The 15750-nt window shown below is 66.1% G+C and carries 17 protein-coding genes; 9 read left to right on the forward strand and 8 right to left on the reverse strand.

Translation table 11 applies throughout. The annotated features are described in order from the left end of the window. The first annotated feature begins 5 nt into the window (after positions 1–5). Complete coding sequence (locus tag KBY77_RS08835) at positions 6–926, forward strand: SDR family NAD(P)-dependent oxidoreductase (protein ID WP_255103298.1); 921 nt, start codon at positions 6–8, stop codon at positions 924–926. Positions 927–959: 33 nt separating this feature from the next. Here the strand turns inward: KBY77_RS08835 and KBY77_RS08840 are convergent, their stop codons facing one another. Continuing rightward, on the reverse strand, positions 960–1139 hold the full coding sequence (locus tag KBY77_RS08840) for a hypothetical protein (RefSeq protein ID WP_255093113.1): 180 nt from the start codon (positions 1137–1139) through the stop codon (positions 960–962). Between KBY77_RS08840 and pdxA the strand changes: the two genes are divergently transcribed. Next, the gene (gene pdxA / locus KBY77_RS08845; RefSeq protein WP_255103300.1) at positions 1138–2160 is read left to right on the forward strand and encodes a 4-hydroxythreonine-4-phosphate dehydrogenase PdxA; all 1023 of its coding nucleotides are present in this window, start codon (positions 1138–1140) and stop codon (positions 2158–2160) included. The two genes, KBY77_RS08840 and pdxA, sit on opposite strands and share 2 nt — an antisense overlap. A 39-nt stretch (positions 2161–2199) precedes the next feature. Here pdxA and accB read toward each other — a convergent pair whose 3' ends face one another. Together accB and efp are read right to left on the reverse strand one after the other, a co-directional pair. Next, entirely contained in the window at positions 2200–2688 is a 489-nt protein-coding gene (gene accB, locus KBY77_RS08850) for an acetyl-CoA carboxylase biotin carboxyl carrier protein (protein WP_255103302.1), read from the reverse strand. A gap of 5 nt (positions 2689–2693) precedes the next feature. Continuing rightward, a complete protein-coding gene (gene efp, locus KBY77_RS08855) occupies positions 2694–3254 on the reverse strand; it encodes an elongation factor P (RefSeq protein WP_255103304.1) in 561 nt (186 codons plus the stop codon). 226 nt (positions 3255–3480) lie between these two features. On the opposite strand from efp, the gene KBY77_RS08860 reads away from it, so the two are divergent. Both KBY77_RS08860 and thiL read left to right on the forward strand, forming a co-directional pair. Continuing rightward, the gene (locus tag KBY77_RS08860; RefSeq protein WP_255103521.1) at positions 3481–4527 is read left to right on the forward strand and encodes a peptidylprolyl isomerase; all 1047 of its coding nucleotides are present in this window, start codon (positions 3481–3483) and stop codon (positions 4525–4527) included. Continuing rightward, positions 4520–5542 carry a thiamine-phosphate kinase gene (gene thiL, locus KBY77_RS08865; RefSeq protein ID WP_255103306.1) on the forward strand — a complete coding sequence of 341 codons (1023 nt, stop codon included), beginning with the start codon at positions 4520–4522 and terminating at the stop codon, positions 5540–5542. Before KBY77_RS08860 ends, thiL begins: the two co-directional genes overlap by 8 nt. A 74-nt stretch (positions 5543–5616) precedes the next feature. Here thiL and KBY77_RS08870 read toward each other — a convergent pair whose 3' ends face one another. Then, complete coding sequence (locus KBY77_RS08870; protein WP_255103308.1) at positions 5617–6639, reverse strand: type I glyceraldehyde-3-phosphate dehydrogenase; 1023 nt, start codon at positions 6637–6639, stop codon at positions 5617–5619. 174 nt (positions 6640–6813) lie between these two features. On the opposite strand from KBY77_RS08870, the gene murC reads away from it, so the two are divergent. Genes murC through KBY77_RS08885 form a run of 3 tightly spaced genes read left to right on the forward strand, consistent with a single transcriptional unit; the run spans position 6814 to position 9591 of the window. Then, entirely contained in the window at positions 6814–8277 is a 1464-nt protein-coding gene (gene murC, locus KBY77_RS08875; RefSeq protein ID WP_255103523.1) for a UDP-N-acetylmuramate--L-alanine ligase, read from the forward strand. 3 nt (positions 8278–8280) lie between these two features. Further along, a complete protein-coding gene (gene murB, locus KBY77_RS08880) occupies positions 8281–9234 on the forward strand; it encodes a UDP-N-acetylmuramate dehydrogenase (protein ID WP_255103311.1) in 954 nt (317 codons plus the stop codon). 21 nt (positions 9235–9255) lie between these two features. After that, entirely contained in the window at positions 9256–9591 is a 336-nt protein-coding gene (locus tag KBY77_RS08885) for a YbaB/EbfC family nucleoid-associated protein (protein ID WP_255103313.1), read from the forward strand. A 13-nt stretch (positions 9592–9604) separates the two neighbouring features. Here KBY77_RS08885 and rsgA read toward each other — a convergent pair whose 3' ends face one another. Genes rsgA through grpE form a run of 4 tightly spaced genes read right to left on the reverse strand, consistent with a single transcriptional unit; the run spans position 9605 to position 12697 of the window. Beyond that, positions 9605–10582 carry a ribosome small subunit-dependent GTPase A gene (gene rsgA / locus KBY77_RS08890; protein WP_255103315.1) on the reverse strand — a complete coding sequence of 326 codons (978 nt, stop codon included), beginning with the start codon at positions 10580–10582 and terminating at the stop codon, positions 9605–9607. Then, the gene (locus KBY77_RS08895; RefSeq protein WP_255103317.1) at positions 10572–10832 is read right to left on the reverse strand and encodes a sulfurtransferase TusA family protein; all 261 of its coding nucleotides are present in this window, start codon (positions 10830–10832) and stop codon (positions 10572–10574) included. Before KBY77_RS08895 ends, rsgA begins: the two co-directional genes overlap by 11 nt. A 48-nt stretch (positions 10833–10880) precedes the next feature. Further along, positions 10881–12002: a molecular chaperone DnaJ gene (gene dnaJ, locus KBY77_RS08900; protein WP_255103319.1), complete on the reverse strand. Its 1122-nt coding sequence runs from the start codon at positions 12000–12002 to the stop codon at positions 10881–10883. Then, positions 12002–12697: a nucleotide exchange factor GrpE gene (grpE, locus tag KBY77_RS08905; protein ID WP_255103322.1), complete on the reverse strand. Its 696-nt coding sequence runs from the start codon at positions 12695–12697 to the stop codon at positions 12002–12004. Before grpE ends, dnaJ begins: the two co-directional genes overlap by 1 nt. A 102-nt stretch (positions 12698–12799) precedes the next feature. On the opposite strand from grpE, the gene KBY77_RS08910 reads away from it, so the two are divergent. Next, a complete protein-coding gene (locus KBY77_RS08910; protein ID WP_255103325.1) occupies positions 12800–14608 on the forward strand; it encodes a GspE/PulE family protein in 1809 nt (602 codons plus the stop codon). Positions 14609–14664: 56 nt separating this feature from the next. Continuing rightward, positions 14665–15744: a type IV pilus twitching motility protein PilT gene (locus tag KBY77_RS08915; RefSeq protein ID WP_255103327.1), complete on the forward strand. Its 1080-nt coding sequence runs from the start codon at positions 14665–14667 to the stop codon at positions 15742–15744. Positions 15745–15750: the final 6 nt, after the last annotated feature.

Here is a 15750-nt window from a genome sequence, read left to right on the forward strand (position 1 = left end):
TACTCATGGTGAGTGTCGTTGTCAACCGCAGCCCGTGGAGCGGGGCCTCCGGCCGGATGCTGGTGCTTGGTGGCGGCTACAGCGGCAAGAACTTCGCCGTGGCCGTGGCCGCCACCGGCATGCCGGTGCTGATCAGCCACCGTCCCGGTGGCGCTCCCGTGGTCGGGGAAGGAATCAACCCAGTGGCCTTCACCAGCGAGCTCAGGCCGGGACTCGAGCTCACCGCCCTGGAGGACGTGACCCATGTGCTGGTCACCATTCCCCCCGCCCGTGACGGCAGGGATCCTGTGCTGGAGAGCCTGGGCGCCATCCTGGCCGACCTGCCGCTGCAATGGCTGGGCTACCTCTCCACCTCCGGGGTCTATGGCGATCGCGACGGCGCCTGGGTCCAGGAAAGCGACACCCCCGCACCGGGACTGCCCCGCAGCCGGGCACGGCTGGCCTGCGAACTGGCGTGGCAGGCCACTGGCCTGCCCCTGCAGGTGTTCCGCCTGCCGGCGATCTATGGACCCGGCCGCTGCCCGTTCAAGGGCCTACGCAGCGGCAGCAGTCGCCTGATCCACAAACCCGCCCAGGTGTTCAGCCGCATCCACGTCGATGACATCACTGGAGCCCTGCTGCACAACCTCGCCCTGCCGTCTGCCCAGCGGCCGGCAGTGCTCAATCTGGCGGACGACAGACCCTGCCCATCCAGTGAAACCCTGGGCTACGCCGCCCACCTGCTGAACTGCAAATTGCCCGAGGTGGAACCCTATGGGCGGATCCAGGAGAGCCTCAGTCCAATGGCCCGCAGCTTCTGGAGCGAGAACCGGCGCACCAGCAACCGGCGCCTGTGCGTCGAGCTCGGCTACCAGTTGCGCTACCCCAGCTACCGGGAAGGGTTCAGGGCCTGCCTGCTGGAGGAAGAACGCCGGGCTGGAGGCTGACACCAAGGGCCCGGGCAGCTGCCGCCAGCGGGCTCAGCGGGGGGCTGGCTCCCCCTGCTCCGGGCACACCGGAGTCGCCAGCGGTTGAAGATTGGTGAGGCTGGGAATGTTCAGATCAGCGTTCAAACGGCACCAGTCGATCACCACCCATTTCTTCTGCAACCCGTGAGCCAGGCCCAGCACCAGTCCCCCCAGCAGCAACCAGCGGATCATGACTCTCCAAGCCACCGGCAAGAACGCTAAGCAAGGCGTGATCGCCGTGGCCATGGGTGATCCCGCCGGCATCGGCGCTGAGGTGACCCTCAAGTCCCTGGCGGCCCTGAAGGCGAAGGGCGCAGCTGTGGATGTGGTGCTGGTGGGCTGCCGCCGCTGGCTGGAGCAGACCTACATGGACCTGCGCGACCGCAGCGGGACGCCGCTGGCGGATCCAGCTGGCTTCCCCATCCATGATCTGCCCCTGCAGGCGAGGATCGACCCGGGCCAGGGGACCGCGGCCAGTGGTGACGCCAGCTTCGCCTGGTTGAGTGCGGCTGCGGATCTGGTGCTCAGCGGCCAGGCCCTGGCTCTGACCACGGCACCCATCGCCAAACATGCCTGGCACGCCGCCGGTCATCGCTACCCGGGTCAGACCGAGCGGCTGGCGGAACTCTGCGGGCGGGAGCAGGCCTCGATGCTGTTCACCGCCCGCTCACCAGGCGGCACCTGGCGGCTGAACACGTTGCTGGCCACCACCCACATCCCCCTGGCCCGGGTTCCCCTGGCCCTCAACCCCGCCCTTGTGGAGCATCAACTGGATGTGCTTCTGGCGTTCTGCCAGCGCTTTGTCGCCCATCCCAGCCTGACGGTGGCCGGTCTGAATCCCCATGCCGGCGAAGGCGGCCAGTTGGGGAAGGAGGAGCAGGACTGGCTGATTCCCCTGCTGGAGAGCTGGCGGCAGCGACACCCCAAGGTGACCTTGAGGGGGCCGCTGCCGCCTGACAGCTGCTGGCTGGGGGCAGCGGCTGCCTGGCGAGGCGAAGGGCAGGGAGCCGACGGTTACCTGGCGCTGTATCACGATCAGGGCCTGATCCCGGTCAAGCTGCTTGCCTTTGATGCGGCCGTGAACACCACCCTGGGGCTGCCCTTCCTGCGCACCTCTCCGGATCACGGCACCGGCTTCGACATTGCCGGTTCAGGCCTGGCCCGAGCCGACAGCATGGTGGCGGCCCTGGAAACGGCCTGGGAGCTGGCCTGAGCCGAGACACTGTCGGAGAAAACTCATGGCCGGGGGACTTCAGGCGGGCTTGACCCGCAGCAGCACCTGGCCGAACTCCACCGGTGTGCCGTTCTCCACCAGAATCTCCACGAGTTCACCGCTGACTTCGGCCTCCAGCTCGTTCATGAGCTTCATGGCCTCGAGGATGCAAACAGGCTGTCCAACACTGATGCGGCTGCCGATTTCCACGAAGGGGGGATCGGCAGGCGAGGGGGAGCGATAGAAGGTGCCAACCATCGGGGCGGTGATGTCGACCAGATCGGCCCGGAGCGCCGATGGGGCCGGCGGCGGGCTGGATGGAGCCGTGACACCGGCTGAACCCGGCGCCGGAGCAGCTGGCACCACCATGGGGGGTGGCGGAGGCAGCTGAGCTGGGGCAGCCACCGGGGCCGGCAGGTTGCGGCGCACCTCCAGGCGGAAGTCGTCACCCTCGAGCTTCAGCTCCTGGATGTCGCTCTGCTCCAGGAAGATGAGGAGTTGATGCAGTTGGTCGTTGTCGAGCTGCATGGCAATCAGGACTCTCGCCCGAGATACGTGTCGTTACGCGTGTCGATCTTGATCTTCTCGCCGATGGTGATGAACAGGGGCACCATCACCTGGGCACCGGTCTCGACGATGGCGGGCTTGGTCCCCCCGGTGGCAGTGTCACCCTTGACGCCAGGATCGGTCTGGGTGACCTCGAGCACCACAGAGTTGGGCAGCTCCACTTCAAGGGGGGAGCCGTTCCAGGACACCACATTCACCTCCATGCCCTCCTTCAGGTATTTGCGCCCATCACCGATCTGCTTAGCGGTGAGGCGGGTCTCCTCGTAAGAGGCCATATCCATGAAGACGTACTCCTCGGCCTCCATGTAGGTGTGTTGCAAGGTTGATTTCTCGAGCTGGGCCTGGGCAACGGTTTCGCCGGCGCGGAAGGTCTTCTCGACCACGTTGCCGCTCTGCACGGCCTTGAGCTTGGTGCGCACGAAAGCAGAACCCTTGCCGGGCTTGACGTGCAGGAACTCGACGACCCTCCAGACCTGTCCATCGAGCTCGATGGTGGTGCCAGTTCGGAAGTCGTTGCTCGAGATCATTCCGGCGAAACGGGTGAGCGGGATTGTACGGCTGGCCGTTGAACCCCCCTTTGGGACTGGATCTGGGGCCCATCGAGCTGTGCCAAAGTCCGAGGTACGGCAGAACGTCCGGAGATCGGCAGGGACAGCCATGAACAGGAGTTCGCAACAATCTCAGACCCCCCGGCCGGAGCAGCAGCCGACCGAGCAGCGTCGGAGCCCTTGGCGGGTCATCACGCTTCTGCTGATGGCGCTGGTGCTCGCCTGCGGCACCAGCTTTGGCCGAATCAGCCCGGCGGCGGCGGCCCTGCCTCCGGGGAACGCTGTCACCGATCCAGCCGCCCTGCTGCGCAACGCCTTGCCGATCGAGCAGCCGGATCTGCAGAAGCTGCAACATCGCCTCGAAGACAGCAGCGACGACCTGCGTGCCAAGCGCTGGAACGCCCTCACCGGCAATGCCCGCAAAACCCAGGCGCAGCTCAGCAGCCGTCGCTCCGCCCTGCTGGCAGCCTTCCAGCCAGAGCAGCGCGAGCAGGCCACGGCCCTGCTGGCCAACCTTGAGTCTGAATTGCAGGCCGTGGCCGAGGCCGCCGAGCGACAGGACCGCGAGGCCTTCCTGACCGCTCGCCGCAGGGCCCTGAGCACCATCGGTACAGCGGAAGCCCTGCTGGTGGGGCCGTTCCCCTTCGAGATTCCGGAACAGTTCTCCGACCTGCCAAGGCTGCTGGGTCGCGCCACTGTGAAGCTCACCACCACAAAAGGTGACCTGACCGCCGTGGTGGATGGCTACAACGCCCCACTGACAGCCGGAGCCTTCGTCGACCTGGTGCAGCGGGGCTTCTACGACGACCTGCCCTTCATCCGCGCCGAGGACTTCTACGTCCTGCAGACCGGCGACCCGAAAGGATCCGCCAGCGGCTATGTGGACGCCTCCGGCAAGGAAAGGAAGGTGCCACTGGAGATCATGGTGCCGGGTCAGACCAAGCCCTTCTACAACCAGACCTTTGAGGACCTGGGCCTGTTCAAGGCCACACCTGTGCTGCCGTTCGCCACCAAGGGAACCCTGGGCTGGGCCCACTCAGATACAGCCCTCGACGATGGCTCTTCCCAGTTCTTCCTCTTCCTGTTCGAAGCGGAACTCACCCCGGCGGGCCTCAACCTGATCGACGGCCGCTACGCCGCCTTTGGCTACGTGGTTGAAGGCTTCGATGTCCTCGAGGAGCTCACTGCCGACGACGGCATCGTCAAGGCGACCGTGGTGGATGGGGCTGGCAACCTGCGGCCCCATGGCTGAGGGCGTCAGCAACGCGCCCACACTCGCTGATCTGGGGGAATGGGAGCTGATCAGGCGGTTGGGAGCCTTCGCTCCTCCCGGTCAGTTCGCCGATGATGCTGCCCTGCTGTATGGCCGTTCGGAGCGGGCACTGGTGGTGAACACCGACGTCCTGGTCGAGGGAATCCATTTCAGTGACACCACCATGGCCGCAGAAGATGTGGGTTGGCGGGCAGCGGCGGCCAACCTCTCGGACCTCGCTGCCATGGGCTGCCGGGAAGTGCTGGGGCTGACGGTGGCCCTGGTGGCGCCGGCTGCCACCCCCTGGGCGTGGGTGGAGGGGGTTTACCAGGGGCTGAGCACTGCGTTGAGGTGTTATGGCGGCACGCTGCTGGGGGGGGATTGCAGTGGCGGTGGCCAGCGCCTGCTGGCCGTCACGGCCCTGGGACGGCTCGGAGCGGACGGACCGATCCGCCGCCTCGATGGACGCCCCGGTGATGCCCTGCTGAGTACGGGACCCCATGGGCTCAGCCGCCTGGGCCTCGCGGCGCTGCTGCAGGAGGTCCCGTCTCCGGCCGCTCCCAACTGGCACCAGGCCGCTCCGGCCCTGCTGGAGCGAAGCGTTCAGGCCCACCGCAGGCCGCGACCCCGGCTGGATGCGGTGGCAGCACTGGCCTCATGCCGGCCAGTGGGCTGCCCCTGGCGAGTGGCAGGCACCGACAGCAGCGATGGACTGGCGGCAGCGCTGAAGGTGCTGACCCAGGGGAGCGACTGCGACGCTCTTCTGGGGCGGCGGGACCTTCCGCTCGACCCCGAGATGGTGGCCCTGGCCAGGGCCGAATCCTGGTGCCTGAACGGGGGTGAAGACTTTGAACTGGTGTTGGCACTCAATCCCGCCTGGGCCCGTCAGCTGATCCAGGCCCTGCCCGGGGCCCGCCGGATCGGATCACTGGCCACGGGCTCTGGGATTCTGCGCTGGGCCGACGACGGTTCACCCCTGGCTGATGCCAGTGGAGGCTTCACACATTTTCACTGAGTACGTTGCATGAGCCATGAAAAAGCCGCCCCCAAAGAGGGACGGCCGGTGATGAAGAGCTCAGGGAGCGGAACTCACTTCCAGTTCTGGGCCACCACTTCGGCCAGATCAACTACCCGCTGGCTGTAACCCCACTCGTTGTCGTACCAGGAGATCACCTTGACCATGTTGTCCCCCATCACCAGAGTGAGGTCGGAATCAACGATTGTGGATTCGTCAGTGCCGGCGTGGTCAGAGGAAACCAGAGGCAGATCCGAGTACTTGATGATCCCCTTCATGGCACCTTCGGAAGCTGCCTTAAGCACAGCATTCACTTCGTCCCGGTTGGTGGGGCGGCCCACTTCCAGCACCATGTCCACAACCGAAACGTTGGGGGTCGGCACACGCATGGCGATGCCGTTGAGCTTGCCCTTCATCGGCGGATAAACCAGGGCTACGGCCTGGGCGGCGCCCGTGCTGGTGGGCACGATGTTCACCGCCGCTGCTCGGGCCCGGCGCAGGTCGCGGTGGGAAGCGTCCAGAATTCGTTGGTCGCCGGTGTAACTGTGAGTAGTGGTCATCGTGCCCTTGACGATGCCGAAGGTCTGATCGAGAACCTTCACCAGAGGCGCCATGCAGTTCGTGGTGCAACTGGCGTTGCTGAGGATGTCGAAATCCTCGTGCCGGTACTGATCAGCGTTCACACCCACCACGAAGGTGCCCACACCGGCACCCTTGCCGGGGGCGGTGAGGATGACTTTACTGGCGCCTGCTTGAAGGTGCTTGCTGGCGCCCACGTCGTCGTTGAAGACACCAGTGGACTCGATCACAAGATCGACACCCCAATCCTTCCAGGGAAGGTTGAGGGGATTGCGGTCAGAGAAGCACTTGATGTGACTGCCATTGACTACAATGGTGTTATCGGTGTGGCTCACCTCAGCATTGCGGATGCGGCCGAGCATCGAGTCGTACTCAAGTAGATGAGCATTAGTACGCGGATCGGAAGTGTCATTCAGACCGACCACCTCAATGCCAGTATTTTCGCCACGGCTGAGCCAACAACGCATAAAGTTGCGACCGATCCGGCCGAATCCATTGATCGCAACGCGCAGGGTCATGGCTGGAACGGGAAACCCGTTGACAAGGGGAGTTTGGGAGCAGATCATACAGAAATGGTCCCCCCCTCCTGGAGCCGCTCCGGCAGCGGATCCATTCGCGGAGCCAAACAAGCGTTAAAGGGGAGAGACAAGCGCAGCGTCAACACCTACCTTCGGGTGCGCATGGAGACGCATTTGGCACCGCTGCTCGACCACCGGGCTCCCCTTCACTTCATCGGGGTCGGCGGCATAGGGATGTCGGCATTGGCCGGAATCCTGGCCGACCGCGGTTTTCAGGTGAGTGGATCCGATCCGCGGGACAGTCCCGTGCTCGAGTCCCTGCGCCGCCGTGGGGTACGGGTGTTCGCCCACCAGGATGCAGACACCATTGCGACTTTGAACAGTGATGTCGGCACCTCACCGCTGGTTGTGATCAGCACAGCGGTGCCGGCTGGCAATCCCGAACTGATGGCAGCCCGCGAGGCCGGCCTGACCATCTGCCACCGCTCCGACGTGCTGGCGGCCCTGATCAACGCCCAGCCATCGATCGCCGTGGCCGGGAGCCACGGCAAGACCACCACCAGCACCCTGATCGCCACCCTGCTGGCGGCCACCGACCAGGACCCCACCGCCGTGATCGGTGGCATCGTGCCTGCGTTTCAGAGCAATGCCCGCAGCGGCCGCGGTCGCGTGCTGGTGGCCGAAGCCGATGAATCCGATGGCTCCCTGGTGAAATTCAGATCCAGCCTCGGGCTGATCACCAACCTGGAGCTCGACCACACCGATCACTACCCCGACCTCGAGGCTCTGATCCAGACGCTCCAGCGCTTCGCGGCCGGCTGCGGCTCCCTGCTCGCCAATGCCGACTGCCCGGTACTGCGCCAGAATTTCCAGCCCGGCGCCTGGTGGTCGATCGAGAGCAGCGAAGGGGTCGAGTTCGCCGCCCTGGCGGTGGAAGAGCACGGCGAAGGCACCGTTGCCGACTTTTACGAAAACGGAGAACTGGTGGGGCGCTTCAGCCTGCCCCTGCCGGGCCGCCACAATCTCAGCAACGCCACGGCCGCCCTGGCTGCCTGCCGGCTGGAGGGCGTGCCGTTCGCCGCCCTGGCCACGGAAATCGGAACCCTGCGCTCCCCAGGGCGCCGCTTCGACTTCCGGGGCCGCTGGGCCGGCCGCCAGGTGGTCGACGACTATGCCCACCACCCCAGCGAGGTGGAAGCAACGCTGCACATGGCCCGCCTGATGGTGACCAGCGGCCGCAGCCCCCTGCCGGAGGTGCCCCAGCGGCTGGTGGCCGTCTTCCAGCCCCACCGCTACAGCCGCACCGCCGAATTTCTGGATGCTTTTGCGTCTGCCCTCTCTCTCGCAGACATGGTGCTGCTTGCCCCGCTCTACTCCGCTGGAGAAGTGCCCATCCCCGGTGTCGACAGCCAGTCCCTGGCTGATCGTATGCAGCAACTGCGACCTGACCTGCCACTGATGGTGAGCGCCACGCTCGATGAGCTGGCCGAACAGGTCGTGAGGCAGAGCCAGCCCGGCGATCTGGTGTTGGTGATGGGAGCGGGCGATGTGAACGGCGTCTGGGCTCGACTCGAGACCCTCGCAGAACTGAAGTCGTCCGATGCGCCGGATGCCCCCGCCGCTCGCCTGGCCGCCTGAGCCGTGCCCCTCATCCCGGCTCGCGATCCAGTCCAAAACCAGGTGTCACTGGCCGACTACACCACCTGGAAGGTGGGCGGACCAGCTGAATGGTTCGCCGAACCGGCCAGTCGCGATGAACTGATGGCGCTGGCCCGCTGGGCTCGGGCGGAGAACCTGCCCCTGCGTCTGATCGGAGCAGGCTCGAACCTGCTGGTCAGCGACGGCGGCCTTGATGGGCTCACCCTCTGCAACCGCAGGCTGCAGGGCAGCGTGATCGAGCCGAGCACGGGACTGGTGGAGGCCCAGGCCGGCGAACCGATCCCCACCCTGGCGCGCAAGGCAGCAAGGGCTGGCCTGAGCGGACTGGAGTGGGCGGTGGGCATCCCCGGCACCGTGGGTGGTGCCGCTGTAATGAATGCCGGCGCCCAGGGTGGCTGTACGGCGGACTGCCTCCAGGAGGTGACGGTGCTCGATCCAGCAGGTGGGGATGAGCCTTTCGTGCTTCAGAGCAGCGAGCTGGAGTTCGCCTACCGCCACAGCCGACTGCAGCAGGAGCCCCTGCTGGTGCTGTCGGCCCGGTTCCGTCTCAGCTTCGGCCATGATCCAGCCGAGATCAGCCGGCGCACCAGCGCCAACCTCTCCAGCCGCACCAGCAGCCAGCCCTACCAGCAGCCCAGCTGTGGCAGCGTCTTCCGCAATCCCGAACCCCGCAAAGCCGGCCAGTTGATCGAGCAGCTCGGGCTCAAGGGCCTGGCCGTGGGCGGGGCGATGGTCTCACCGATCCATGCCAACTTCATCGTCAACACCGGCGGCGCCAGCGCCCACGACATCGACCAGCTGATCCGGCTGGTCCAGCAGCGGGTCTTCAGCGCCCACGGCATCGAGCTCCACACCGAGGTGAAGCGTCTCGGGCACTTCCCTGCCCCTGACAGCGCGGCAAGGAACCTGAGCGTCGAAGGGGAGGCCGTAGCCTGAACCGGTGCTCTTGGTTCCCGCATGGCCGGCTTCGGACTTCCCAACTTCGGACAGCTGACCGAAGCCTTTCGCAAGGCCCAGCAGATCCAGCAGGATGCTCAGAAGCTCCAGGACGAGCTCGACGCCATGGAACTGGAGGGCAGCAGCGCCGATGGCAGGGCCAGCGTCTGGCTGACCGGCAACCAGCAACCGCTGAAGGTGCGGCTCTCCCCCGAACTGCTGGCCGATGGTGCGGAGGCCACCGAAGCCGCCACGCTCGAGGCCCTGAAGGCCGCCTATGACGTTTCCACCGGCACGATGAAGGAGCGGATGGAAGAACTCACCGGCGGCCTGAATCTTCCCGGCCTGGGGGGCTGATGCGGCCCTGGGCTCAGCCCAGATCAGGGGCCTCCTGTCGCTGACGGCGACGGGAGGGGCCGCTTGGTTGCCGCTGGAAGCGGGTCTCCACGGCCGCGGGGCTGGCGTGCAGCAACTCCTCCAGGCCCTCGGCGTAATAGGCATAGCGGTCCCAGGCCGTTCCCACCTGGCAACCGGGATCCCCTCGGTGCTGGCAGTTGCTGAAGCGGCAGGGACCACCCTGCCGCAGGGCTTCCACGATTTCTGGGAAGAGCGCCGGCAGAACAGCGGGATCGCGCGGCAGCTCGGGCCTGTTGAAGCCAGGGGTGTCAGCAATCAGGGCACCGGAGGCGAGGGGGAAGAGCTCCACGTGCCGGGTGGTGTGGCGTCCGCGCCTGAGCCGACCGGACACGGTGCCGACCCGCAGGGCCAGAGCCGGCACCAGGGCATTGAGCAGGCTGCTCTTGCCCACCCCTGAAGGACCGCAGAGCACGGAGATTCCGGGCCGGGCAAGCCGCTGTTTCAGTGAGGCCATGCCTTCACCGCTGGCTGCGCTGACCGCGATCGGGTCATAGCCCCAGCTCCTCAGTCGTTGACACCAGCTCTCGAGCTGTACAACTGGAACCAGATCCACCTTGGAGAACACCACCTGCACCGGCTGACCGCTGTGCTCTGCGGTGATCAGAAAACGGCTGAGTTGCTCAGGATCCGGAGCAGGATCGGCCATCGCAATGACCACCACGATCCGATCACAGTTGGCCACTGGTGGCCGCCCCAGCAGGCTGGTGCGCGGCAGCAGATCGCCAACGGCGGCACGACCCGCCGGCCAGTCGATACCCTCCAGCGCCACCCGATCACCCACGTGGATGCGCGCACCCGCCTGACCCAGCCGGCTGCGCCGGGTGCAGAGCAACTGGTCGAGTCCGCCGGGGCCAGGGATCTCCAGGCTCACCTGGCAGAAGTTGGCCTGAATCGCAGTGACCAGACCCTTGACCATGGCCTCAGCCCCCATGGCGGCAAATCCAGAACCGGACCCCCTCCTCGACGTCAGCGTCCTGAGCGCCTGAGGCCTCTCTCGACAGGCGCTCAACCCGGTGGCCCTCCTGGCGCAGGCCCTCAGCCACCATCAACTCTGGTTCGCCGGTATCGAGGTCGAGCTGGAGCCACTCACCCGCAGCAATCGACTCGAGCGCCAGTCGGCTGCGGATGAAGTTGAGAGGGCAGGGAGTACCACGCAGATCAAGCCGCAGGGTGGGTTCCACCGGCGGGGACCCCGATGCAGGGCTGCAGGTCACAGGCAGACCATCGCGCTAACCGAACAGCCCGCCGAACAGGCCGCTCTTGTGAGGATGGTCCTTGGCGGAATGGTGACCGGCCAGCTGCTCGAGCAGCTCCCGTTCGTGGCTGCTGAGCTTGGTGGGCACCTGCACCTTCACCGTGAAGAGATGGTTGCCCCGGGCCACCGGGTTGCCCAGCTTGGGAACTCCCTTGCCAGTGAGGGTGAGGGTGGTGCCGGGTTGGGTGCCTGCCGGAATCTCAAGGGTGGCCGCACCATCCACCGTGTCCACCTCGATCTTGTCGCCGAGGATCGCCTGGAGGTAGTTCACCGCCACTTCGGAGTGAATATGGATCCCGTCGCGGCGCAGCTTGTCGTGGGCCTGAACGAACAGGTACACGTAGAGGTCCCCGGCGGGACCGCCGCGCTGGCCCGCATTGCCCTCGCCAGCCACGCGCAGGCGGGTGCCGGAGTCGACACCGGCAGGAATGGTGATCCGAAGCTTCTTGCGCACCTGCTGGACCCCCTGGCCGCCACAGGCGCCGCAGGGATCGGCGATCACCTGGCCGGTTCCCTCACAGGTGGGGCAGGGGGCCACCTGGGTGAAGCTGCCGAAGGGGGTTCGGGTGGCCCGGCGCACCTGACCCTGACCGCCGCAGGTGCCGCAGGTGGTGGGTCCGCTGCCGCTCTTGGCGCCGCTGCCCTGACAGGTTGCGCAGGTTTCCAGATGACGGATCTGCACCTCCTTCTCCTGGCCAAAGACCGCCTCGTTGAAGCTGATGCTCAGATCTAGGCGGAGGTCATCCCCCTGGCGGGGACCACGGCGGCGGGGGCCGGCTCCAGCTCCGCCGCCAGCAGCGGCACCTCCGAAACCACTGAAGAACGTCTCGAAAAGGTCGGCGAACCCTCCCATGTCGCCCATGTCGGGCGCGCCGGCACCGGAAACACCCGCTTCACCGAACTGGTCGTAGCGGGCCCGGGTCTGCGGATCACTGAGCACCTCGTAGGCCCGGCCGATCTCCTTGAAGCGGTCCTCCGCGCCGGACTCCTTGTTGATGTCAGGGTGGTATTGGCGGGCGAGGCGTCGATAGGCCCGCTTCAGGGTGTCGGCATCCGCGTCGCGGGACACCCCCAGCAGGTCGTAGTACTCGGCCATCAGCTGGATTCCTCACCACCCACTGTCCCGTCCTGGGCCGGGGACGCGGCCCCCTCCGAGGCCCCGGGACCCGGTCCCATCGAGACTTTGACCAGAGCATGGCGCAGCACGCGCCCATTCAGCTGATAGCCGCGCTGGAGTTCCTCAATCACCAGGTCCTCGTTCACCAGGTCACTGGGCTCGCGCAGCACCGCTTCGTGCAGGTTGGGATCAAACGGTTCACCCTCCACCCGCATCGGGGCCACTCCCAGCTGCTTGAAGGCATCCACCAGCTGCTTGTAGAGACCCTGATAGCTGCGATGGAGGCCCAGGGCCTCCTCACTCTGGGGATCGAGCTGCTGGCGGGCACGGTCGAAGTTGTCGACGACGGGCAGAATCTCGCTGAGGGTGGAGCAGGCGATCTGCAGGCGCAGGTCCTCCTGATCGCGGCTCTGGCGTTTGCGGAAGTTGTCGAAGTCGGCGGCGATGCGCATGTACTGACCGCGCAGGGTCTCATGCTCACGCCGCAGGGTCTCGAGTTCCGCGGACAGTCGCTGGGCCACGGACTCCGCGTCCGTCTCGGCACCGGCAGCTGCCGCAGCCTGCGGAGCGCCGGTGTCGGCCGGAGTATCCACCCCCGACTGGTCAAGGTTTTGAATCAGGGAGTCCGCCTCGGCGGAGAGATCCTGTGGGAAGGGAGTGGCTTCGCCGCTCATGCTGACTGCAACGCCAATCGGTCCTAAACATGTTGATGGTCGACGGGCTCCTCCCACAAGCGGCGGAAGCCCGCACCTGATCCCTTCGGCCCCGTCCTGGCCATGACCCTCTCGGCGACACGCCCGGTCCCTGCGGCCGAAACGCTCCAGCACAGGCGCCTGGAGGCCGAGCTGCTCAGCGGTGAAAAGCTTCTGCTGCCAGTCGAGCTGCAGCTGGCCGATCCACGGGCCGCCGAAGCCTGCCCCACGATCGAAGCCCAGCAATGGCGCGAATGGGTGGCCCTGCCCCTGGTGCGCCAGGGGGAGCGGCTCCAGGTCGCGATCCCCAGCCATTGGCAGGCGCAGCAGCGCCAGCAGCTGGAGGAGGCCGTGCTGGCCAACGGCATCACCCCCGACTTGCGCCTGGGGCTGGAAGAGGAGATCAGCGAGGCGCTGAAGCAGACAATGGCCGACCGTCGTCATCGCCCCAGCGAAGACACCGCCCTGGCCTCCCAGCCCAACGGCCTTTCCCTGCTGGAGGGCCTCAGTCTGGAGAGCCGCCTGGAGGAGGCCCCCGCCGATCAGGAGCAGGAGCTGGATCTGGAGGAGAGCCTCAGGGCCTCCAACGCCTCACCGGTGGTGAGCCTGGTGAACCGCATCCTGATCCAGGCGATGGAGTCGGAGTCGAGCGACATCCACGTGGAGCCGGAGGAGGACGGGCTGCGGATCCGCTTTCGCCAGGACGGGGTGCTGCATCCCGTCGAACACCTGCCCAGGAGCCTGGCACCAGCGGTCACCTCCCGCCTCAAGATCATGGCCGAGCTGGACATCGCCGAGCGGCGGATGCCCCAGGACGGCCGCATCCGCCGGATGTTCCGCGGCCGCACGATCGAACTGCGGGTGAGCACCCTGCCGGGCCGCTGGGGAGAGAAGGTGGTGCTGCGGCTGCTCGACAGCGGCAGCACACGTCTGGGCCTCGACCGGCTGATCACCGAGCCCGCCACCCTGTCGACGGTTCGCTCCATGGGCGCGAGGCCCTTCGGGATGGTGCTGGTGACCGGGCCCACCGGCTCGGGCAAGTCGACCACGCTCTATTCCCTGCTGGCGGAGAGGAACGAACCCAGCATCAACATCTCCACCGTCGAGGATCCGATCGAGTACATGCTCAAGGGGATCACCCAGACCCAGGTGAACCGCGACAAGGGGTACGACTTCAGCACCGCCCTGCGGGCCTTCATGCGCCAGGACCCGGACGTGCTGCTGGTGGGGGAAACCCGCGATGGGGAAACGGCCAAGACCGCCATCGAGGCGGCCCTGACCGGCCACCTGGTGCTCACGACCCTGCACTGCAACGACGCCCCCAGTGCCATCGCCCGGCTCAGCGAGATGGGGGTGGAGCCCTTCATGGTGAGTGCCTCCCTGATCGGGATCGTCTCCCAACGGTTGCTGCGCAAAGTCTGCGGGACCTGCCGTGTGCCCTACCACCCAGGGGAGGAAGAGCTGGGCCATTTCGGCCTCTTCGCCAGCCAGGAGCAGTCGATCACCTTCTACAAAGCCCGAAGGGGACCCAGGGCCGACGGCAGCAGCTGTCCCACCTGCCAGGGACGGGGCTACAAGGGCCGCATCGGCGTCTATGAAGTGCTGAGGATCAACGACAACCTCGCCAGCGCCATCGCAAAGGGCGCCAGCACCGACGTGATCCGCAATCTTTCGATCGAGACCGGCATGAAAACCCTGCTGGTCTATGGCCTGGAACTGGTCCGTCACGGCCAGACCACCCTCGAGGAAGTGGAGCGGATGCTGCTCACCGACACGGAACTGGAGTTACAGCGACGCACCCAGGCACTCACCACCTTGACCTGCCAGGGCTGCGGGGCGGGCCTCAGGGATGAATGGCTGGAGTGCCCCTACTGCCTGACCCCCCGTCGCTGAGTGTTGCGGGCCACCGGGGCGAGACTCAGAATCCAGATCAACCCGGCATGGTCCCGATGGAGCTCCAGATCGAGGAGTTGATGGAAGAGCTGGTCGAGCTGAAGGGCAGCGACCTTCACCTCTCAGCGGGCCAGCAACCCTACGGACGCTTCAACGGGGAACTCCGGCCGATGCGGGAGCAGGCCCTGAGCGAGGAATCCTGCAACCGCATGATTTTCTCGATCCTCACCAACTCCCAGCGCAAGCAACTGGAACAGACCTGGGAACTCGACTGCTCCTACGGCCTGCGCGGCCTGGCCCGCTTCCGCATCAACGTTTTCAGCCAGCGCGGCACCTACGCCGCCTCCATGCGAGCCCTGAACAGCAAGGTGCCCACCCCCCAGGAGCTTGGCCTGCCTCCGGTGGTGGTGGAGATCACCAAGCGGCCTTCGGGGCTGGTGCTGGTGACGGGGCCGACTGGATCGGGCAAGAGCACCACCCTGGCCTCGCTGCTCGATTACATCAACCACAGCCGGGCCGAGCACATCATCACGATCGAAGATCCGATCGAATTCGCCTACATCAATGACAAGAGCCTGATCCATCAGCGCCAGCTCAACGAAGACACCAAAAGTTTCAGCAATGCCCTCAGGGCAGCCCTGAGGGAGGACCCCGATGTGATTCTGGTGGGGGAAATGCGTGATCTGGAAACGATTCAGCTCGCCATCACCGCAGCCGAAACCGGTCACCTGGTATTCGCCACCCTGCACACCAGTTCCGCCGCCCAGACCGTGGACCGCATGGTGGATGTGTTTCCGGCGGGCCAGCAGGCCCAGATCTGCACCCAGCTCAGCAGCAGCCTGGCCGCGATCTTCGCCCAGACGCTCTGCCGCCGGAGTTCACCCTCCAGCCACAGCTACGGCCGGGTGATGGCCCAGGAGATCATGGTCAACACGCCGGCCATGGCCAACCTGATCCGGGAGGCAAAAACCGCCCAGATCTATTCCCAGATTCAGACCGGAGGCCAACTGGGCATGCAGACTCTGGAAAAAGCCCTGGCCGACATGGTCAAGCAGGGGGACATTGCCCTGGAGGAGGCCCGCACCCACTCAACCAAGCCGGATGAGTTGAATCGGCTGCTCAGCAACTCTCTCTGATCCGTA

Origin of the sequence: Synechococcus sp. Cruz-7E5, assembly GCF_024345995.1 — a bacterium.
GTDB lineage: Bacteria > Cyanobacteriota > Cyanobacteriia > PCC-6307 > Cyanobiaceae > Regnicoccus_A.